This window comes from Bacillus sp. GB_SG_008 (assembly GCF_052038115.1).
In the GTDB taxonomy this organism is placed as follows: Bacteria; Bacillota; Bacilli; order Bacillales; family Bacillaceae_G; genus Bacillus_A; species Bacillus_A rhizoplanae.
Map to the genome: position 1 here is coordinate 28,983 of NZ_JBPZSK010000001.1, position 18,565 is coordinate 47,547.

The 18,565-nt window shown below is 36.9% G+C and carries 21 protein-coding genes; 15 read left to right on the top strand and 6 right to left on the bottom strand.

Features of this window, described 5'->3' with window-relative positions:
* The first annotated feature begins 67 nt into the window (after positions 1 to 67).
* Positions 68 to 667, top strand: coding sequence for a TasA family protein (locus tag ACTDJC_RS00090; RefSeq protein WP_440602352.1), 600 nt, complete (start codon positions 68 to 70; stop codon positions 665 to 667).
* A 96-nt stretch (positions 668 to 763) separates the two neighbouring features.
* Here the strand turns inward: ACTDJC_RS00090 and ACTDJC_RS00095 are convergent, their stop codons facing one another.
* From ACTDJC_RS00095 to ACTDJC_RS00105, 3 genes are all read right to left on the bottom strand, one after another.
* Positions 764 to 1,909: a glycosyltransferase family 4 protein gene (locus ACTDJC_RS00095; RefSeq protein ID WP_440602353.1), complete on the bottom strand. Its 1,146-nt coding sequence runs from the start codon at positions 1,907 to 1,909 to the stop codon at positions 764 to 766.
* Positions 1,910 to 2,130: 221 nt separating this feature from the next.
* The gene (locus ACTDJC_RS00100; protein WP_440602354.1) at positions 2,131 to 2,673 is read right to left on the bottom strand and encodes a phosphatase PAP2 family protein; all 543 of its coding nucleotides are present in this window, start codon (positions 2,671 to 2,673) and stop codon (positions 2,131 to 2,133) included.
* Between the two features lie 142 nt (positions 2,674 to 2,815).
* Positions 2,816 to 3,331: a gamma carbonic anhydrase gene (locus ACTDJC_RS00105; RefSeq protein ID WP_440602355.1), complete on the bottom strand. Its 516-nt coding sequence runs from the start codon at positions 3,329 to 3,331 to the stop codon at positions 2,816 to 2,818.
* A 74-nt stretch (positions 3,332 to 3,405) separates the two neighbouring features.
* Here ACTDJC_RS00105 and ACTDJC_RS00110 point away from each other — a divergent pair, with 74 nt between their 5' ends.
* Complete coding sequence (locus ACTDJC_RS00110) at positions 3,406 to 4,197, top strand: lysophospholipase (RefSeq protein ID WP_440602356.1); 792 nt, start codon at positions 3,406 to 3,408, stop codon at positions 4,195 to 4,197.
* Between the two features lie 67 nt (positions 4,198 to 4,264).
* Positions 4,265 to 5,326 carry a tetraprenyl-beta-curcumene synthase family protein gene (locus ACTDJC_RS00115; RefSeq protein ID WP_440602357.1) on the top strand — a complete coding sequence of 354 codons (1,062 nt, stop codon included), beginning with the start codon at positions 4,265 to 4,267 and terminating at the stop codon, positions 5,324 to 5,326.
* A 312-nt stretch (positions 5,327 to 5,638) separates the two neighbouring features.
* Here the strand turns inward: ACTDJC_RS00115 and ACTDJC_RS00120 are convergent, their stop codons facing one another.
* Positions 5,639 to 6,211 carry a class I SAM-dependent methyltransferase gene (locus ACTDJC_RS00120; protein ID WP_440602358.1) on the bottom strand — a complete coding sequence of 191 codons (573 nt, stop codon included), beginning with the start codon at positions 6,209 to 6,211 and terminating at the stop codon, positions 5,639 to 5,641.
* Positions 6,208 to 7,167: a TIGR01212 family radical SAM protein gene (locus ACTDJC_RS00125; protein ID WP_440602359.1), complete on the bottom strand. Its 960-nt coding sequence runs from the start codon at positions 7,165 to 7,167 to the stop codon at positions 6,208 to 6,210. Before ACTDJC_RS00125 ends, ACTDJC_RS00120 begins: the two co-directional genes overlap by 4 nt.
* Before the next feature lie 105 nt (positions 7,168 to 7,272).
* On the opposite strand from ACTDJC_RS00125, the gene ACTDJC_RS00130 reads away from it, so the two are divergent.
* From ACTDJC_RS00130 to ACTDJC_RS00165, 8 genes are all read left to right on the top strand, one after another.
* Positions 7,273 to 7,536, top strand: coding sequence for a YtzC family protein (locus tag ACTDJC_RS00130; protein WP_440602360.1), 264 nt, complete (start codon positions 7,273 to 7,275; stop codon positions 7,534 to 7,536).
* Between the two features lie 17 nt (positions 7,537 to 7,553).
* Positions 7,554 to 7,703 carry a hypothetical protein gene (locus ACTDJC_RS00135; protein ID WP_003208774.1) on the top strand — a complete coding sequence of 50 codons (150 nt, stop codon included), beginning with the start codon at positions 7,554 to 7,556 and terminating at the stop codon, positions 7,701 to 7,703.
* A gap of 302 nt (positions 7,704 to 8,005) precedes the next feature.
* Positions 8,006 to 8,599 (top strand): hypothetical protein, encoded by a 594-nt coding sequence (locus tag ACTDJC_RS00140; protein WP_440602361.1) that lies wholly within the window; start codon positions 8,006 to 8,008, stop codon positions 8,597 to 8,599.
* Positions 8,600 to 8,869: 270 nt separating this feature from the next.
* Positions 8,870 to 9,562, top strand: coding sequence for a hypothetical protein (locus tag ACTDJC_RS00145; protein ID WP_440602362.1), 693 nt, complete (start codon positions 8,870 to 8,872; stop codon positions 9,560 to 9,562).
* Between the two features lie 196 nt (positions 9,563 to 9,758).
* Positions 9,759 to 10,520 (top strand): ABC transporter ATP-binding protein, encoded by a 762-nt coding sequence (locus ACTDJC_RS00150; RefSeq protein ID WP_440602363.1) that lies wholly within the window; start codon positions 9,759 to 9,761, stop codon positions 10,518 to 10,520.
* Positions 10,521 to 10,536: 16 nt separating this feature from the next.
* Positions 10,537 to 12,387: an FtsX-like permease family protein gene (locus ACTDJC_RS00155; RefSeq protein WP_440602364.1), complete on the top strand. Its 1,851-nt coding sequence runs from the start codon at positions 10,537 to 10,539 to the stop codon at positions 12,385 to 12,387.
* Between the two features lie 236 nt (positions 12,388 to 12,623).
* Positions 12,624 to 12,881 carry a SunI/YnzG family protein gene (locus ACTDJC_RS00160; protein WP_098306659.1) on the top strand — a complete coding sequence of 86 codons (258 nt, stop codon included), beginning with the start codon at positions 12,624 to 12,626 and terminating at the stop codon, positions 12,879 to 12,881.
* Between the two features lie 208 nt (positions 12,882 to 13,089).
* Positions 13,090 to 13,617: an isochorismatase family protein gene (locus tag ACTDJC_RS00165; RefSeq protein ID WP_440602365.1), complete on the top strand. Its 528-nt coding sequence runs from the start codon at positions 13,090 to 13,092 to the stop codon at positions 13,615 to 13,617.
* Positions 13,618 to 13,877: 260 nt separating this feature from the next.
* Here the strand turns inward: ACTDJC_RS00165 and ACTDJC_RS00170 are convergent, their stop codons facing one another.
* Complete coding sequence (locus ACTDJC_RS00170) at positions 13,878 to 14,270, bottom strand: DUF5412 domain-containing protein (RefSeq protein WP_440602366.1); 393 nt, start codon at positions 14,268 to 14,270, stop codon at positions 13,878 to 13,880.
* 318 nt (positions 14,271 to 14,588) lie between these two features.
* Here ACTDJC_RS00170 and ACTDJC_RS00175 point away from each other — a divergent pair, with 318 nt between their 5' ends.
* The 4 genes from ACTDJC_RS00175 (at position 14,589) to ACTDJC_RS00190 (ending at position 18,188) form a co-directional block, all read left to right on the top strand.
* Entirely contained in the window at positions 14,589 to 15,134 is a 546-nt protein-coding gene (locus tag ACTDJC_RS00175; protein WP_440602367.1) for an RNA polymerase sigma factor SigX, read from the top strand.
* 3 nt (positions 15,135 to 15,137) lie between these two features.
* A complete protein-coding gene (locus ACTDJC_RS00180) occupies positions 15,138 to 16,313 on the top strand; it encodes an anti-sigma factor family protein (RefSeq protein WP_440602368.1) in 1,176 nt (391 codons plus the stop codon).
* 65 nt (positions 16,314 to 16,378) lie between these two features.
* Positions 16,379 to 17,344 (top strand): ABC transporter ATP-binding protein, encoded by a 966-nt coding sequence (locus ACTDJC_RS00185; RefSeq protein ID WP_440602369.1) that lies wholly within the window; start codon positions 16,379 to 16,381, stop codon positions 17,342 to 17,344.
* A complete protein-coding gene (locus ACTDJC_RS00190; RefSeq protein ID WP_440602370.1) occupies positions 17,316 to 18,188 on the top strand; it encodes an ABC transporter permease subunit in 873 nt (290 codons plus the stop codon). Before ACTDJC_RS00185 ends, ACTDJC_RS00190 begins: the two co-directional genes overlap by 29 nt.
* Positions 18,189 to 18,565: the final 377 nt, after the last annotated feature.

An 18,565-nucleotide genomic window follows, 5' to 3' on the forward strand; every position in this document is an offset into this window, starting at 1 on the left:
TTTACTTCATATGGACTTATCGGTTTTTAAATAATTTAAAAATTATAAAAATAGGGGGATTATTAAAATGAGTCTTAAGAAAAAACTTGGTATGGGTGTTGCATCTGCAGTTCTTGGTTTATCTTTAATTGGAGGCGGAACGTTTGCGTACTTCAGTGATAAAGAAGTATCAGAAAACACGTTTGCGGCTGGTACTTTAGATTTGAACATTGACCCGCAAGTTATCATCGATGTTGACAACATTAAACCAGGTGACCAAATAGAGCGCGATTTCCACTTAATCAATAACGGTACTTTGAAAATTAAGGATGTTCATCTTCTTACTGACTACGCTGTAACAGATGCAAAAGGTGATAACGGAGATGCTGATTTCGGTGATCACATCAAAGTGGAGTTCTTATGGAACATAGACAAGAACACAGTTCCTGTATGGGAAACTACTTTGTCTGAATTGAAAAAGGCTACTGCTGATGGTAACGTTCCTGATCTTGTACAAAAAGGTGTCGTAAACTGGGAAGGAAATGGACTTGCTCCAGGCAGTGATGACACGTTCTATGTGAAATTCACATTTGTAGATAATGGAGAAGATCAAAACGTATTCCAAGGAGATTCATTGAAATTGAACTGGACGTTCGATGCGGCTCAAACAAAAGGTAAAGAAAAATAAGTTCAAATTTTATTTGTAAAAATGCAAGACAAAGAGAGGTCCTACTATGAAGTAGGACCTCTTTTCCTATATTTTGTACAATATAGAAGTTTCACTTTAAGCTAGCATTTCCGCTTTTCGATTTTGAATGACATCTTCATAATGCATCACGAGGTCACTGAAAATTTCATCCCAGCTTTGTGTTAAAGCATAGTTTCTACTTTGTTGACCCATGTATTCGCGTTGCTCTTTCTGATCAAGCAATGTGTAAATAGGAGATAAAAAAGATTCCGTTTGTTTCGGCTTACAAAGAAATCCTGTTGTTCCGTGCGTAATAATGCTTTTCACACCACCTGAGTTTGCGCCAATCACTGGTGTGCCACATGCGAGGGATTCTAAGACGACATTTCCGAATGTTTCTGTTGAAGAAGGGAATACCATAACATCTGAACAAGCATATGCTTCAGCTAACTCTTCTCCTTTTAAATAGCCAGTAAATGTTATGTTTTCTGTCTTTGTTTCTTTTACTTCACTAGCGAGAGGGCCATCACCCACAATTAGCCAATGAATATCGTTTTTTCGTTCTTTCGTTGTTTTTTGGATTAATGCCAGCAATGTTTCTATATCTTTTTCAGGAGCTAAACGTCCAACGTAAGAGAGGATATATGGTGATGTAATGTTATATTTTTTTCGAAATACGTCCTGATTATAATGAGGATGGAATAAATTACAGTCTACCCCGCGGCTCCATAAGTATAAGTCTTGGAAGCCTTTTTTCTGTAATTGATGCATTGTTTCAAACGAAGGTACGAACGTTTTTTGCAGGGAGCTATGAAACCATTTTAAATAGTTCCATAACATATTGGAGAAGAATTCAATTTTATAATATTGTAAATACGCATCAAAATCTGTGTGATAGGAACCGACAAGAGGGATGTTTAGTTTTTTGGCGTAATACATGCCGCAAAGTCCCATATTAAATGGTGTTGCGACATGTATTATATCTGGTTGAAATTGAAAGAGTTCTTTTTTGATGAAACGTGGATTTGGAAAGGCAAATCGGCACTCTGGATACAAGAGTTTAAGTGGAATACTTTTTATTTTATTGACGTTGGTAACAAAGTTATCTTCCGTTGTATGCTGCGGTGCAAATACTGAGTAAGAGATATTTTGCTTTTGCAAATACTGTGTAAAGCGATCGAGTGTTTTCGCAACGCCGTTCACTTGCGGTGCAAACGTATCTGTAAAGATGGCAATTTTCATCAAATCCCCTCCTTCTTCTATCCCGCTATTAACAGGAAGTAAGACCCCCACCTCAAGGTTCAGAAGTTTCACTTTATCCCGCACTAACGGGCAGTAAGCCCTCACCAAAATTCAGAGAAAGCGAAGAAGCTAGGTGGGGGATAACTGCCCATAAGAGCCCGATTGGTTCAACTAACCATCATTGAGGGATGAAGAACCCCCTCAATGATGGAAGTTTCACTTTATATGAAAAGTGGAATGAATTGATAATAAGAAACAATGCTGGACATTGTTCCGAGGCACATGCCAACAAGTACATCAGATGGATAGTGCAGGCCAAGATAAATGCGTGAAATGCCCACGCTAATCGCTATTGGAAGCAGCAAGAATGTCATACTTGGTTCATATAATAAAAAAGGAATAATAACAGAAAAGATAGCAGTCGTGTGTCCAGATGGAAAAGAATGGTCTACTAATGGATTTGTTGGATACTTTGCATTAAGAATTGTTAAATAAGGCCGTTTTCTTGGATAAAACTTTTTTAGAATTTGCACAGGTATATGGCTAATCGCAAGGGAAATAGCACTTGCAATTGATGCATTGTGTAAAGAGCCAGTTGTGAAAAAAAGTAAGAATAGAACGAGGGAAATTGTAACGGTAGCACCGCCCATATGTGTAATGGTTCGAAAAAAGATGTTTAATGTTTTGCGTTCAAAATAGCGATTAATTCCTTTGAAGATGTAGCACTCTATTTTATATAAGGAGTTGCTGGAACGAGTTTTCATGAAAATTCTCCTCCTCACTACATATATATTTAAAGATTTACTTTTATTTTAATAAGATTTTATTGAGGAAATAATAAGGTTTTGTAAAGAAAACGTAGAATTTTACAAAGAAAAAGCTGCCTGTATAGTGGCAGCTAAAAAATTATTTTGTTTGTAAACTTTTATAATATTGTCCTTTTTCGACGTATTGACGACGGATGCGAGCCATATCTTTACAGTCTTCATCCGTTAACTCACGAATAACTTTGGCAGGGCGACCGAATGCAAGTGTATTTGGCGGGATTTTCTTTCCTTGTGGTACTAAACTGCCGGCACCAATAAACGCACCTTCACCAATTTCAGCTCCGTCTAAAATAATGGACCCCATGCCGATTAAAGCGTCTTTTTTCACTGTACAGCTATGTAAAATAACTTGATGTCCAATTGTTACATCGTCTTCTAAAATAAGCGGGTATGCTGGGCTTTGATGAAGTGTACATTGATCTTGTACATTGACCCGGTCTCCGATAATGGTTGGAGAAACATCTCCGCGAATGACAGTGTTAAACCAAATGCTTGATTCTTCACCAATTGTGACATCACCTGTAATTGTGACATAGTCAGCGATAAACGCGCTATTAGCAATTTTCGGATTTTTGTCTTTGTAGGGATAAATCATATAAGTAATCTTCCTCTCCTAGAAACTAATATTAGTGTAGCAAATTGTGAAGCAAAGTGAAACGGAGGAGTTTTATGTGGAATTATGAAGCAGAAGAGGCGAAAGCTGTTATCGTTATGGTACATGGTGCGATGGAGCATCATGGTCGTTACGAGGCACTTGCAGAAATGTGGCGCTATATTGGTTTTCATGTTGTGATGGGTGATTTACCAGCGCACGGAACAACTTCAAGAAATAGAGGACATATTACTTCATTTGATGAATACATAGAAGAAGTAAAGGCATGGATTAAAGAAGCGAGAAAATATTACTTGCCTATTTTCCTATATGGACATAGTATGGGGGGCTTAACGGTCATTCGTGTGCTGCAAGAAACGAAAATGGATGTGCAAGGAGTAATTTTAACTTCACCGTGTTTAGGGGTCGTATCGACGCCTAAAGTACCGCTTCGTACCATTGTAAAAGTGCTGAATGTTATTGCGCCGAAAATGCAGTTTCAGTCAACTATTACAGTTGAAATGGCAACGCGTAATCATGAAATTCGTGATGCGATGGAAAATGATTCATTGTTCTTGCGCAAAGTATCAGTTCGTTGGTATAGTGAGTTAATTAAAGCTGTAGAAGTCGCCCATGAAAAACGCGATGAATTTCCAGATGTACCACTCTTGCTAATGCAGGCATGTGAGGATAAACTTGTAGATAAAACACGTGTCCGCAAATGGTTTGATAGTCTGAAAATTAGTGACAAAGCATACAAGGAATGGCCAAATTGTTATCATGAGCTATTTAATGAGTATGAAAAAGATGACGTTTTCGCATATGCAAAATCATTTGTAGAAACACATTTAATTCAGAAAGACAAATAAACAGATGAAATTCGTAATACATTTAGAACATGTTTGACCATATTCATTAGAGGAGATGAAGAAAGAAGTGAAAGTACCGAGTAACCCCATAACGCTCATGGCGAAAGTATACCGAGATGTGTTTCCGGTCGTACACCATGAGCTCGCAAATTGGAAAGAACGCGCCTATCATATTCCAAATGATGAGCTTCATAACCAAGCGTTAGCGAGTATTGAGCATAAAACGTTTCATTGTGAAGGCGGTGGGATTTTAGCACTGCTTGCCCATGAACATCGTGAGGAATGTATTCGATTTATTGTAGCGTATCAAACGATTAGTGATTACTTAGATAATTTATGTGATCGCAGCACATCGCTTGATCCGAATGATTTTGCGGCGCTTCATGAATCGATGCTTGCGGCGCTAACGCCAGGAAGTGAAGGAAGCAATTATTATCGATACCGTGATGATCAAGATGATGGCGGTTATTTAGATGAACTTGTAGAAACGTGTCAGGACGTGCTTACAAAAACGAAGCATTATAACAAGATTGAACCAATTCTTCATGAGCTTGCTTGTTATTACTGTGACTTGCAAATTCATAAACATGTAAAGCTAGAAGAGAGAGAAGAGCGCTTAAAAACGTGGTTTGCAACGCATCGTGAAAATGTACCACCGATGAGTTGGTTTGAATTTTCCGCATGCGCAGGCTCAACGCTCGGTATTTTCTGTCTTGTAGCGTATGCGTTCCACGATGAATTAACAGACGAAGATATTATGAAAATTAAGCAAGGATATTTTCCATATGTACAAGGATTGCATATTTTACTTGATTATTTCATTGACCAAGAAGAAGATCGCATTGGCGGGGATTTAAATTTTTGTAGTTATTATGAGAATAAAGAAGCAACTCTTGAGAGATTGAAACATTTTGTGTTAGAAGCGGAAAAAAGTTTGGAACAATTGCCGCATATGAAGTTTCATCGCCTCATCAGCCGTGGGCTACTTGGTATATATTTATCAGACCAAAAAGTGTCGCAACAAAAAGAAATGCAGCAAATGGCACGGCGTATTGTGAAATATGGGGGTCTTACTTCGCGCTTTTTCTATTGGAATGGGAAGATGTATCGAAAGAAAATGGCGCAGTGATGAAAAAAGCCACGTTTTATACTGTTGTATAAAACGTGGCTTTTTTGCTTCTTTATACGTGCGTACTGCACGTATTTTTGTGGGGTATTCACGTCGAATTTTGTAGAGCGGTCTTTATCCCGCATTAACGGGCAGTAAAGGCTGGAGAAGAGCGGGGAAGAAAACTGCCCGTAAAAGTCAGATTGGTTCAACTAACCATTAGTGAGAAAAGCGTCACTGATGGAAGTTTCACTTTATATTGTGTCGAAGCGCCGATATATAATGAGAAACGGTCGATATATTTCAAAAGCGCCGATATATTGACGAGACGCTTTATCGTTTTTCAATTGCAATAATAAACGGCGGGTTATTTTGTTGGTTCATAAATTCGTACTTCAGTACATGCGCTTCTTTTTGATCCAGCTCTTGTGCAAAATTCACAACAGCATCGCGTTCAACTTGTCCTTCTGGATGTCCGTGATAAATGACGAGAACGATGATTCCTTCCGGTGCCATTACTTCTAATAACTGCTGGATGGCAGAAAGAGTTGAGTTCGGTTTTGTGACGATGCTTTTATCACCGCCAGGAAGATAACCTAAGTTAAAGATAGCTCCTGTTACTTTTCCTTTTGCATCCTCTGGTAATACGTCTGCTAATGTATCGTGGCTATCATGAATAAGAACGGCACGCTCAGCTAGTCCTTTTTCTTTTAGCCGTATTACTGAATTTGTGATTGCCTCTTCTTGAATATCGAAGCCAAATACTTTTCCGTTTTCTCCAACAAGTTCTGCTAAAAAACATGTATCATGACCGTTGCCAAGCGTTGCATCAATGGCATAATCTCCCTCTTTCACTGCTCGCTCTAGCAGTGTGCGTGCAAAAGGTAAGATGCGTTCTAATTTCATACTTCCGTCACCTCATTTGCATATTTGCCTTGCCAACTGCCGCGGCGTACAAATTCAGCATCGATTGCATTTAATACTTCCCACTTGTTCAAGCTCCACATCGGACCGATCATTAAGTCGGGCGGACCGTCACCTGTAATGCGGTGTACGATGACGTCAGATGGAATGATTTCAAGCTGATTAACAACAAGGTTTACGTAATCTTCAAGAGAAAGGAATTCTAATTGTCCTTTTTCATATTGTTTTACCATCGGCGTTCCCTTCAATAAATGAAGCAAATGAATTTTAATACCTTGAATATCAAGCTTTGCGACTTCGCGCGCTGTTTCCATCATCATGTCATAGTCTTCAAGCGGAAGACCGTTAATGATATGTGAACATACGTTAATGTTATGCTTACGAAGTTTATTTACACCTTCTACGTAAGATGGATAATCATGAGCACGGTTAATAAGAAGTGCTGTACGTTCATGCACAGTTTGTAAGCCAAGCTCAACCCAAAGGTACGTCCGTTTATTTAAGTCAGCTAAATATTCGACAACATCGTCTGGTAAGCAGTCTGGACGAGTTGCGATAGAAAGACCGACAACCCCTTCTTCCTTTAAAAGAGGTTCGAATTTTTCTTTTAGCACTTCAACAGGAGCGTGTGTATTCGTATATGCTTGGAAATATGCAATACATTTGCCATCTTTCCATTTTGTATGCATTTTCTCTTTCATTTCATGATATTGCGTAACAACATCATCACGGCGGTCACCAGCAAAATCGCCAGAACCAGCCGCACTACAAAATGTACAGCCGCCGTATGCGACTGTGCCATCACGGTTTGGACAATCGAAGCCAGCATCTAAGGAAACTTTAAAGATTTTCTCGCCAAAATGTCCGCGCAAGTGATAGTTCCATGTATGATAACGTTTATTGTCATTTGAATATGGGAAAGGATTTTGAGCTTTCATATTATGCCTCCTCAATGGTATGAGCAAAAATCATTATAACATACTCATAAGCTTCAGATGGAAGGGATAGACTAATGGAGAAATGAAAGGCAAGGAGGAAACATGATGGCAGAGCGTAGCGCAATTGAACGATGCATGAATGAAGCAGAACAAGCGATGGAATACGCAAAACAACAACTAGAATGTGGCATGAGACAAGAACATTACAATAAGATGAATTATTCAGATGCACAGCTCCAACTGGAAAAAGCTTATACAGAAATTGAAACAATGGAGCACTTTGCAACTGCTGAGCAACGCGATCAATTATATCGTGCTCGTCTTGCAGTTCAACAACTGCGGCATCAAATGATCACTACACCGCACTAATAAGGAGTGAAAGATAAATGGCAAAACGTTCTGATCAAAATAACCCAGAGCAAAAAACGCAAAACGGACATAATGCCGAGTTTTCAAATGAATTAGATCCAGTGGTGCAAGCGAAGCAAAGAAATCGTAAAAAAGGGCAACCACAAAAATCAAAGCAATCAGAGTAAGCCAGGTCGAAGTATGACCTGGTTTTTATTTTTTATCCCGCTATTTCAGGGCAGTGAGATCCCCACCTCAAGATTGAGAGAAAAGCGAAGAAGATAGGTGAGGAATAACTGCGAGCATGTGCCTAATTGGGCGGGCTAACCATCAGTGGAGGATGAAGTAACCCCCATTGATGGAAGTTTCACTTTATTGCATCTTGTATTGTGTCAGGACCCCTATTATTTTTTTGTACTTTTTAAAAGTTAAGGAACATGTCCGATAATTCCACTTGTAACGCCATTACGTATTTTAGGAGGAACTTCAAATGAAACTAAGATCAAGTTTGATTGCACCTATTTTAGCAGCGACAATATTGACTCCAGCATCTGGAAGTGCAGTGATGAATCATTCCAATACATCTAACAAATCAGCTACACATGAAACAGCGGAACATCACCATAAAGGTAACCATGAGAAGGAGCTTACGAATATCATTAATCAATACGCTTCTTCTGATTTGAAAACTAAACTTACACAAGATTTAGCAACACATAAAAACTTAGAGCAACAATTGCACAAAACAGCTGGTTTCCAAAAACAAGAGGCACAAGAGAAGGCACAACGAAAAGCTTTTTACGAAGCTCATAAACAAGAAATTGATTCTATTAAACAACAAGTAAAAGATGGGAAATTAACAAAAGAACAAGCGCATAAGCAATTAGAAGCGATATTTGGAAAACACGAAGATAAAGATCATGATAAAGGTAAAGAACAAGGCGAACGTGGTATTCAAAAAGAATTGAAAGCAGCTGTTCAAAAGAAAGACAAAACAGCTATTAATGCTGCATTAGAAAAATTTGATCAACAATTACAAAATTCTAATCAGAAATTACAACAAGAAATTGATGCTAACAAATAAGATGAATTTGAACAAAAGGGCGGCTGATCTCAGCTGCCTTTTTGTATTGCAGCTCATACACAGAAAAAACAAAGCTCTCGTAAGGAGAGCATATCATTGTTAGAGTGGCTTTTATTTTAAAAGGATAAAATGAAAAAAGCTGAGCTTACATGAGCTCAGCTTTTTTATATTCCGCATGGTAATATGTGGTATATTTAGTTTGGAGAGATATATTGACATTCTTGAGTTTTTATACAACACGACGGAGAAAATAAAGGGAAGGAAATAGAGATGAAAAATACTATAGAGACAAGAACTAATAATGTACAGGAGAAACTCAATGTATTTGGAAGTAAATCTTTTTCACAACCAGTTATTGCCGAAAGTGTCCGTGTGAAAGGTGTTGCATCTTTTCAAAAGGATGTACAAGCTAATGAATTTAGTATAATCGGGGACTGCACAATTCGGGGAAGCTTAATTGCTGAAAGTTTTAGTAATTCTGGTACATGCAAGATTGAAGGGGAATCTCAAATTAACGAAATAAAAAACACCGGTAGTTGTAAATTAGGAAAAATACAGGCAAAACATATACACTCATCGGGTACTTTATCGATAAAGGAAGATGTATGTGCTGAAACACTTACAGTGCAAGGGGCTGTTCGAGTAAATGGAAATTTGCAAGCAAAAAAGATTGAAATAGAATTTATAGCACCTAGTGAATTGCAAAATGTTGAAGGGGATATAATCACATTAGCGCCATCTCGTAAATTTATATCTCTTACAAGTTTTATCCCAGGCATAAAGAAAAGAATTGCTTGTAAAACGATAAAAGGGAACGACATCACTTTAAGTAAAACAGATGTATCAATTGTGTCTGGTCGTCATATAAAAATCGGTCCAGACTGCAATGTAGATGAGGTTAAATATAGCGGTACATTACGTGTAGATCCAAGTGCGAGCGTTGGAAAGATCACACAGTTGTAATGTGACCTTATTACGTGAAGTGAAAATATATATTTTAAAATAACAAGCGGCTCCATATGCTACGTGTTTACATGTAACATATGGAGTCGTTTTTATATCTTACAAAAATGTAAGTTAAATGTAAGTTTAATCAATGGCAGAGGGTGTCCAAAAAGAGCAAAATAGGAACAGGAAAACAAAGTACAGGAGGGTATATATGAAAGCACCAGTTGTAGACGTAAAAAATGTTCAAAAAGTATACGGTAAAAAAGGTGAAAGCCAATCACATGCATTAAAAGGCGTATCATTCTCCATTCAAGAGGGGGAATTTGTTGGGATTATGGGACCATCTGGTTCTGGTAAAACCACTTTATTAAATGTCATTTCAACGTTAGATAAAGCGACGGATGGCATTGTTGAAATTGCAGGTACGGATATTACGAAAATGAAGCAAGGGGAACTATCTGATTTCCGCTCACAAAAACTAGGATTCATTTTCCAAGACTTTAATTTACTAGAGAATCTATCAATCTATGAAAATATTGCCCTGCCGCTTTCTCTGCAAGGCGTTTCTTCTAAAAAGATTGGCCCAAAAGTAGAAAAAGTAGCGGAGATGTTAGGGATTTCAGCAATTCTTCAAAAATACCCTTCAGAAGTTTCGGGTGGGCAAAAACAGCGTTCAGCAGCAGCGCGTGCGCTTGTACATGAACCAGCAATTATTTTAGGGGATGAGCCAACAGGAGCGCTTGATTCGAAAAACGCAACAAGCCTTTTAGATGCGATGACAAACTTAAATGAAGAACAAGGTGTTTCGATCATGATGGTTACACATGATCCGTATAGTGCAAGTTATTGCCGACGTATTTTATTTATTCAAGACGGAGAGTTATATAAAGAAATTCATCGCAAGGGTACACGTGAAGAATTTTATAAAGAAATTTTAGATGTGCTTGCTGATTTAGGCACACAAAAAGCGTAAGAAAGGAGGTTCAAGCATGTTATTTAAGCTTTCTATGTCAGGACTGAAAAGTAAGTTAAAAGACTATATCGTCTTACTTGTTGGTCTTGTTATGTCTATTTCTATTTTTTATATGTTTCAAACGCTTGCAATGAATAAAGCGTTTCTTGAATCGAACTCTGTTATTGCAGCGATTGGGTTTGTCTTTCAAGCTGGTTCATTTTTATTAGCCATTATAACGTTCTTCTATATTTTATATGCAAACTCTTTCTTATTATCTCTTCGCCAAAAAGAGTTCGGGATGTATATGATGTTAGGAGCAAAAAAACATAAGATTACATTGCTTATGTTTATAGAAACAATTGTAATAGGAGCAGCGTCTCTTGTGATCGGGATTGCAGTCGGTGTCGGGCTGGCGCAAGGAGTTGGGCATCTGCTTATGAAGCAGCTTGAGTTTACTGCAGGTGGTTATCATGGATTTTATGTTCCATCGATGACTGTTACGGGTATTTTCTTCTTTGCATTATTTGTGTTATCAGCAATTATGAATAGTATTAAACTATCACGTATTTCAGTATTGCAGCTTGTGCATGCAGATGCGCAAACAGAGCGCGTTGCTGTAAAAGGAAAAATGACTGGTATCGTAGCATTTCTTGCGATTATTTTATTAGCAATCGGCTATGCTTCTATGATTTATATGGACAAGTTACAACAATTTGGTATCATCATTGCGCTCATTACAATAACATCAGGAACGTATATGTTATTTGCTTCTGTTCTTCCGCTTATTATTAAAAAGCTGAAAAGTAATAAAAAACGAAGCGAAAAAGGGCTTAACGCCTTTACATTTGCACAGCTAAACTTCCGTATTAACAGCTTAACGAGAGTACTGGCAACAGTAGCGATGTTAGTAGCACTTGGTGCGGGTGCCATTTCCGGCGGTATGGCTTTTAAAAATAACGTTATGCTTACTGTAGATGGTTTTGCGATTTATGATACAGCCATTCATAATCCAACAGCAGAAGAGAAGAAAATTTTAGACGGTATTACATTCAATGAGAAAAACGAATATCGATATAAAGTTGATGATAAATTTGTTTACTATTTAAAAGAGGATTTAGAAAAAAATCCCCCGTTAGTACATGAAGGTAAAGGGAAAGAAAGCTTTGGTAAATTTAAACGCGTTTCAGGAGAGCTTCCTGTAGGTGCTATTTCTAGCTATGGTCAAGAAAAAGCAGAACAAGTAGTGGCAATTCCAGAAGAATGGGACGAGGCTTTAAGAAATATTCAGCCATTCTACCTATACCGTGACCACACTATGAAAATTGTTGATCAAAAGATGTACAATGAAGTACAAGGAAAAGAAGGAATTTCCTTTATTGGAAAAACAGATGATTTTATAGCACATAAAGATGAATGGAAAAAACTTGATGAATTAGAGTTAGCGAAATATAAAGATGTAAAAGCTGATGATTTAGCAACGAAATATGCGATGTATACAGGGTTTTACAGTATTGCGAGCGGAACCGTATTTATGGGCTTCTTCCTGGGTATTGCGTTCTTAGCAATGATGGCAAGTTGTTTAATGTTTAAGATCCTTTCTGGTGCATCAAAAGATATTACACGTTATAACATGCTTCGTAAAATCGGCGTGCGCCGTGAGCTATTAACGAAGTCCATTTATAAAGAGTTATTCTTAGTGTTCTTATTCCCGGCAATTGTAGGAATTGTACACGTGTTAATTGGGATGAAAATGTTCGGTTTTATTTTACTTGATCCGTACTTCCGGATTTGGCTTCCAATTGTCATTTTCGTAGTCATTTACGCGATTTATTATTTCATTACCGTTCAATTGTATAAAGGGATTGTTTTGCCGAAAGAAGAATAGGATTTGGAAAATACCGAGCATAGGATGCTCGGTATTTTTTATGTTATAACGCATAAATGCTGCTCCTATATTCATTTCTATTATTCTAATTATTAATTCTGTATGAGCAATTTCCATGTTAAAGGTAATTGGATTTTTCCATTGTACAACTATTGGAAATAAAAACATGTAATAATAAATAAAGGAATTCTCTTTATAATGAAATTGAAAAGAAATTATAGGAAGGTTCTGATAATATGTTTACGGTAGGGATTGATGTGAAAAAAACAGAAAAAGAATTAATTATTAAGTGGCAGCTTGCAACGGTCAATATTCCATTGGAAGAAATTATTGAAATTACCGAAGATGATACTTACGGTGGCGAAAAAGCTGATGCAATTCGAATAGGTGCACCATATGGTACAACGAATCGGATTTTAATTAAAACGAAAAAACAAAATTACATATTGTTCACGACTAATATATCTAAAATTTTAAAAGAAATACATTCATGAAAAACAAAAAGGCTATCTGTTCTCGATACTCAGTCGGGGACAGATAGTTTACTTTTTCAAACATAATTACAAGAGGTTATTTGGTATGGAAAAAATAATGATTTGATATACAGAATGGGTAAAAGGAGCAACGGTTTTTAGCTGTCGAAACTTAGCTTGATAGTGCCGTGCTATAATGAAAAAGAAACCAATAGGATGTGAAACGATAATGAAGCAAGCTTTAGTTGTTATTGACATGCAAGAAATCTTTTTTAATGAACCGCAAAATTTTTTGTACGACAAGGAACATGTAGTTGCAAATATAAACGAATTAATCACAAAAGCTCATGAGAAAAATATCCCGGTTATCTTCATTCAACATACGAGCACAGAGGAAACAAATGAAATGTTTGAAGGGAAAGATGGCTGGCAATTACATAAGGGGCTAGTGAAAACTTCTTCAGATAAAGTTATTCAAAAAATGAAATGGGATTCATTCTATCAAACAGAACTATTAAACTACTTAAAAGAGAAAGAAATTGAACAAATTATTTTTGCGGGAGCGCAAACTGAATTTTGTTTAGATACTACAATTCGAGCTGCGTATAGCTTAGGTTATCAAAATAACATTCTTTATAAAAATACACACAGTACGATAACGAGTACAGTATTAGAAGCGCAAACCATTATTAAACATCATGAGAACATTTGGAATAACCGATTTTTAAAGATTGTAGAAGGGGATATAGTGTTATAACTTTGTTAATAACAAAGTTATATGAAGTGGTTCTATAAAAAGCTAGGGAGCATTCAATAAAATGCATGAATGTTACCTTAGCTTTTTTCATAGTACAGTTACTATTTGACTTCGTAAAGATAAAAAGCATTTTCACCAGGAGGATGTATGACACTCACAGTTCGATCCCCTTTTGTAAATATAGTCATTTCCCCTTCACTGGACGCTTTTGTCCACCCTTTCATCTTTATAGCTATCAAAGGTAAAAATGAAGTATATTTCTAATCTTTTCTAAAGTCATATGTTTCATCTGGTACGTGTAACGTATGGCCATTGATAATAACAGTATCTTCACCTTTCCATTCAATATTGGCTTGGTCTTCTTTGTAATTCCAATAAATATTTTTTGTTTTAAATATCTTACGTTTGTTAAAAATAAGTTCACCTCTCACGGCAAAGCTTGTAGTTGCTCCACCATTTGTAATATAGGCATTTAACGTATATGTACCATTTGGAGATTTCACCTCCTGAATCAATTCACCTTTTGGAACACCTTGTAAACTAAAAAACTTCCAATATACAGAACTTGCTCCAATGATAAACATAGAAAGTAATACAATTACTACTTTTCTTTTCGTTTTCTTAATTTCTTTTTGTGCTTTTTTTGTATCCATTTGCTTCTCCCTTAAAAATGGTTATATGTATTGTATACCATTTTATGGATAAATTCCATGTGTGGCTAGGTGCTCTCGCCTAACTACCAAAAGCGGACTTTCTATTAGTGGTAATGAAAAAATACTGATGAAATTTTCACTTTATAGATTTATGCTTTGTACGTGCCTCCCAATAAAATCTCTTAGAGGGTAAGGGATTAAAGCTGGTTTCAATACAAGATTAAACGATTACAAGAAAATATTTTTTATTTTTCTGTCACAAATAGTTAATTTATGGTTTCTTTATAGTGAAAGCGGCTAATAAGGAGGAAGAAACGAGTGGAGGTGAAAGCTTCATTGCTAAATATATATGAACAAGATTCAGTTTCACATATACAGTTTCAAGATGTATTTAAACAATATTATGCTCACGTTGTTAGACAAATTATGCGGATTGTGCGAGATCAAGTAATTGCTGAAGATTTAGCGCAAGAAGTATTTTTGCAATTATATCATACAGAATGGAAACAGATTGAAAGTTTATCAGCATGGCTTGCAAAAGCATCCATTTATGCAGCATATAACTATTTGCGATCTGAAAAAAGGCATCAAGCAAGAATCGAAAAAGAAGCCAATAATAAACAGTCAATTAGCTGTCTGTCATCGGAAGAACAATGTATTCAAAAAGAAGAAATTACTTGTGTACAAAGTACATTAAAAGAAATGGATGAGCGTGAACGTACCCTCTTATTAATGAAGTTTTCGGGATTTCAATATAAAGAAATAGCGGAGGCAACTCATATGGAAGTTTCCTCGGTTGGAACAATGCTAGCAAGAGCAAAGGCAAAATTTCGGAAGATGTATAGAGGGGTAAAGGAGGAGTGACAAATGAAATGCCAAGATATTGGATTTATTCAGGCATATTTAGATGGAGAATTAAACCGCGATGAAAGAAAGCGATATATTCAGCATCTTGACCAATGTAAAGCATGTCAAAAGACGTTAGAAGAAATGAGCAAACTTAATCAATGGGAACAAGTGATATTGGATGATGAGTTCGCAAACTTTAGTCAAGATATTGATATCGATGTTGATAAAGCTTGGGAAACCTTTGAACAAAATATACAAATTCATAAAACGGAAGAAACAAACAGTGAGGAAATTAAAAAGAAGGGAAGATGGGAGAATATGAAGAAATCATCTAAACGTTGGATTGCTGCAACAGCGGCTGCGGCAATTGTGTGTGTGTCTTTAACAGTTCCAGAAGTACGGGCAGGAGCAAGTAACTTGTTATCGATTTTTCGAGTAAAGGATGTGCAACTCGTTCAACTTACTGATTCGGACTTACGTGAAATTGAAGGATGGATCTCTAAAACGGAAGAAGGAGAGAAGTCCATTAAAGGAATTGGGAAAATAGGAATCAAAGATAATGGAAGCAAAAAAGATGCTCATTTTCAGTCGGAACAGCAAGCAAGAGAAGCTGGATATGTTGTTCCAAAAGTGCCAAATGGGTACCGTGTAACGAGTGTGGATGCGAATCCGTCATTTATTATGCAGTTTGAACTTGATACAGAAAAAGCAAATAAATTGTTAAAACAACTACAAAGTAATACTCAGTTTGAAAGTACTTTGAATGGCAAGCAGTTTTCAATCACAGTTCCGGAATCAGTACGTACACAAATAGAAGCTGAGGGCAATCGAACATCAAGCGTTTTTTCTTATAATGTGATTGATGCGCCAAAAATTTCTGTTCCAGAAGGTGTAGATGTTGCGAAATTACAAAAAACAGTTTTAGAGCTTCCGATTATTCCTGGGAATGTGAAAACACAACTTGCAGGTATTCAAGATTGGACACATACATTGCCAATTCCTTATGTAGCAAAAGATGCAAAAGTATCAGAGACAAAGGTTCAAGGAGTAAAGGCCGTTTTATATAGTGCTGAATATGAAAACGTGCTTATTTGGGAGAAAGATGGGAAATTGCATATGATCGAGCAACATAAAGAGCAAGGAAAAGATATGAATGCAAGTGATCTTATTAAACTTGCAAATGAATTAAAATAATGATTGAACAAGAGCGGCTCCGCAAAAAGGGGCGGCTCTGTTCCTGTATAAGGCGGAGGTAAAACATGAACGAAGACTGGATTATACAAACAAAGAATTTAACAAAACAATATAACGGAAAAGGCGGTATCCGCAACATTTCATTAGACGTTCCGCGCGGTACTGTATTCGGGTTTATAGGTCCTAACGGTGCAGGGAAAAGTACGTTTGTGCGAACGATGCTTGGATTGATTCATGCGGATTCTGGAACAGCGCAAATGCTAGGACAGCCGATTGGGACAATTGAATCAAAACGGCGCATTGGCTATTTACCTGAACTGTTTCGCTATCCTGATTGGCTGACTGGTTGGCAGTTACTTGAAACGCATGCGAAATTATGCGATCTGCCTTTTCGAGAGCGGAAAGCAAAAATGAATGAGGTTATTGAAAAAGTAGGTCTAAAGGGAAGGGAGAAAGAAAAAATTCGCGGTTATTCAAAAGGAATGCAGCAGCGTATTGGACTGGCCTGTGCCCTGCTTTCTGATCCGGAATTGATTTTTTTAGATGAGCCAACATCCGCGCTTGATCCAATCGGGCGAAAAGAAGTGCGTCATTTAATGGAAGAGCTTCGGGACCAAGGGAAGACAGTATTTTTAAATAGCCATCTATTAAATGAAATTGAACATCTATGTGATCACGTGGCGATTATTAATAAGGGAGAGCTAATTGTACAAGGAGATTGGCGCTCATTAATGATGATTCAAACAGAAGTTGAAATAACACTTGGCGAAAAGAGCGAATTGTTTTTTAAACAACTGCCTCCGTTTATTAAAAATGTAAGGAAGATAGAAGAACAGCAAAATCGTAAACGTTGGATTATCACGCTGCAACAAGAAGACGACATTCCTAGATTGTTAGAAGCATTTGTATCACTACATATTCCTGTGTATCAGCTAAATCCGGTTCACCCGCATTTGGAAGATGTGTTTATGTACTGGGTGAATAAGAAAGAGGGGACGCAGCATGTGGACAATCGCCAAGTTATCATTTAAAGAAATCCTTTTAAAGCGTATTTTTACCATTACATTATGTATGACTTTTGCCTTTTTAATATTTTATGGAGTGGCCATTCATTACGCCGTCAGTGAAATCATTCCAGGAGAATCTAGTGGTCTTTCGACAGCTCAAGATTTTATGAGCAAGAGTTTCTTTTCTACACAACTTCTTGGGGTGGGGTTATACTTTTCTTCGTTTATCACAGCGTTGCTAGCTATTTTAAGTAGTGTTGGCAGCATTGCCAATGAAATTGAAAGTCATCAAATTGATACATGGTTGACGAGACCGATTTCGCGCTTTTCCTTTTTAATGGGAAAATGGATCGGCTTATGTTGCTTACTGATTGCGTACGCAGCCTTTCTATTTATAAGTATCGTGCTTATTCATCAAACAATGGGAGGGAATACGTTTCATTTAGATTTCACGGCGACGCAGATTATAAAAGCATTGGCTCTTTTTTTAATACAGCCCGTTATTTTAATTAGCATCGCGATATTACTAAGCACACGTATGGCGACATTAAATGCTGGCATTGTGTTAATTATTTTGTACGGAACTGGGTTTATTGGCGGATTTGTTGAGCAAATCGGTACATTGGCACAAAAAACAGCACTTGTAAACATGGGCATAATTGCAAGCCTTTTATTCCCAATTGATACAATGTATCGTAAAATGACAATCTATTTATTTGATTCATCAGACAATCCTTTATCAATAGCCTCACAAGGAGTGTTCGGGAGTGTTTCGACACCGAGTAATATGATGATTGTTTATGCTGTTTTATATGTGTTAGCAGCTATTTTTATAGCGATTCGTACATTTAAATCACGTGATTTATAAGGGGGATAAAACTTCAGTGTATTCTCCCAATGCTGTAAAGCGTGAACTAAAACCCACCTCTTTATGTAGATGTGGGTTTTATATATATTCATTTTAATTTTTCGACATATAAGTCACTGCCGTGCAGAATACACCATGACCGCTACTTGTATCCTCCTTTTGTTTTAAACCTTGCACGTGGCAGGAAAAGCCCCTGACCGTTTCTATGCGTGGCCAGATGCTCTCGCCTGCTTAAAAAAAAGAGGTTTTTATATCGATTTTTTAATTTGTGTTTATATAGTTTACATCTCATTATCAGAATTTCACCAACTATTAATCATTTGCCTTCCTATTCAAAAACGACTACAATTTTACTGTTATTGAAGATCGAAAAAATA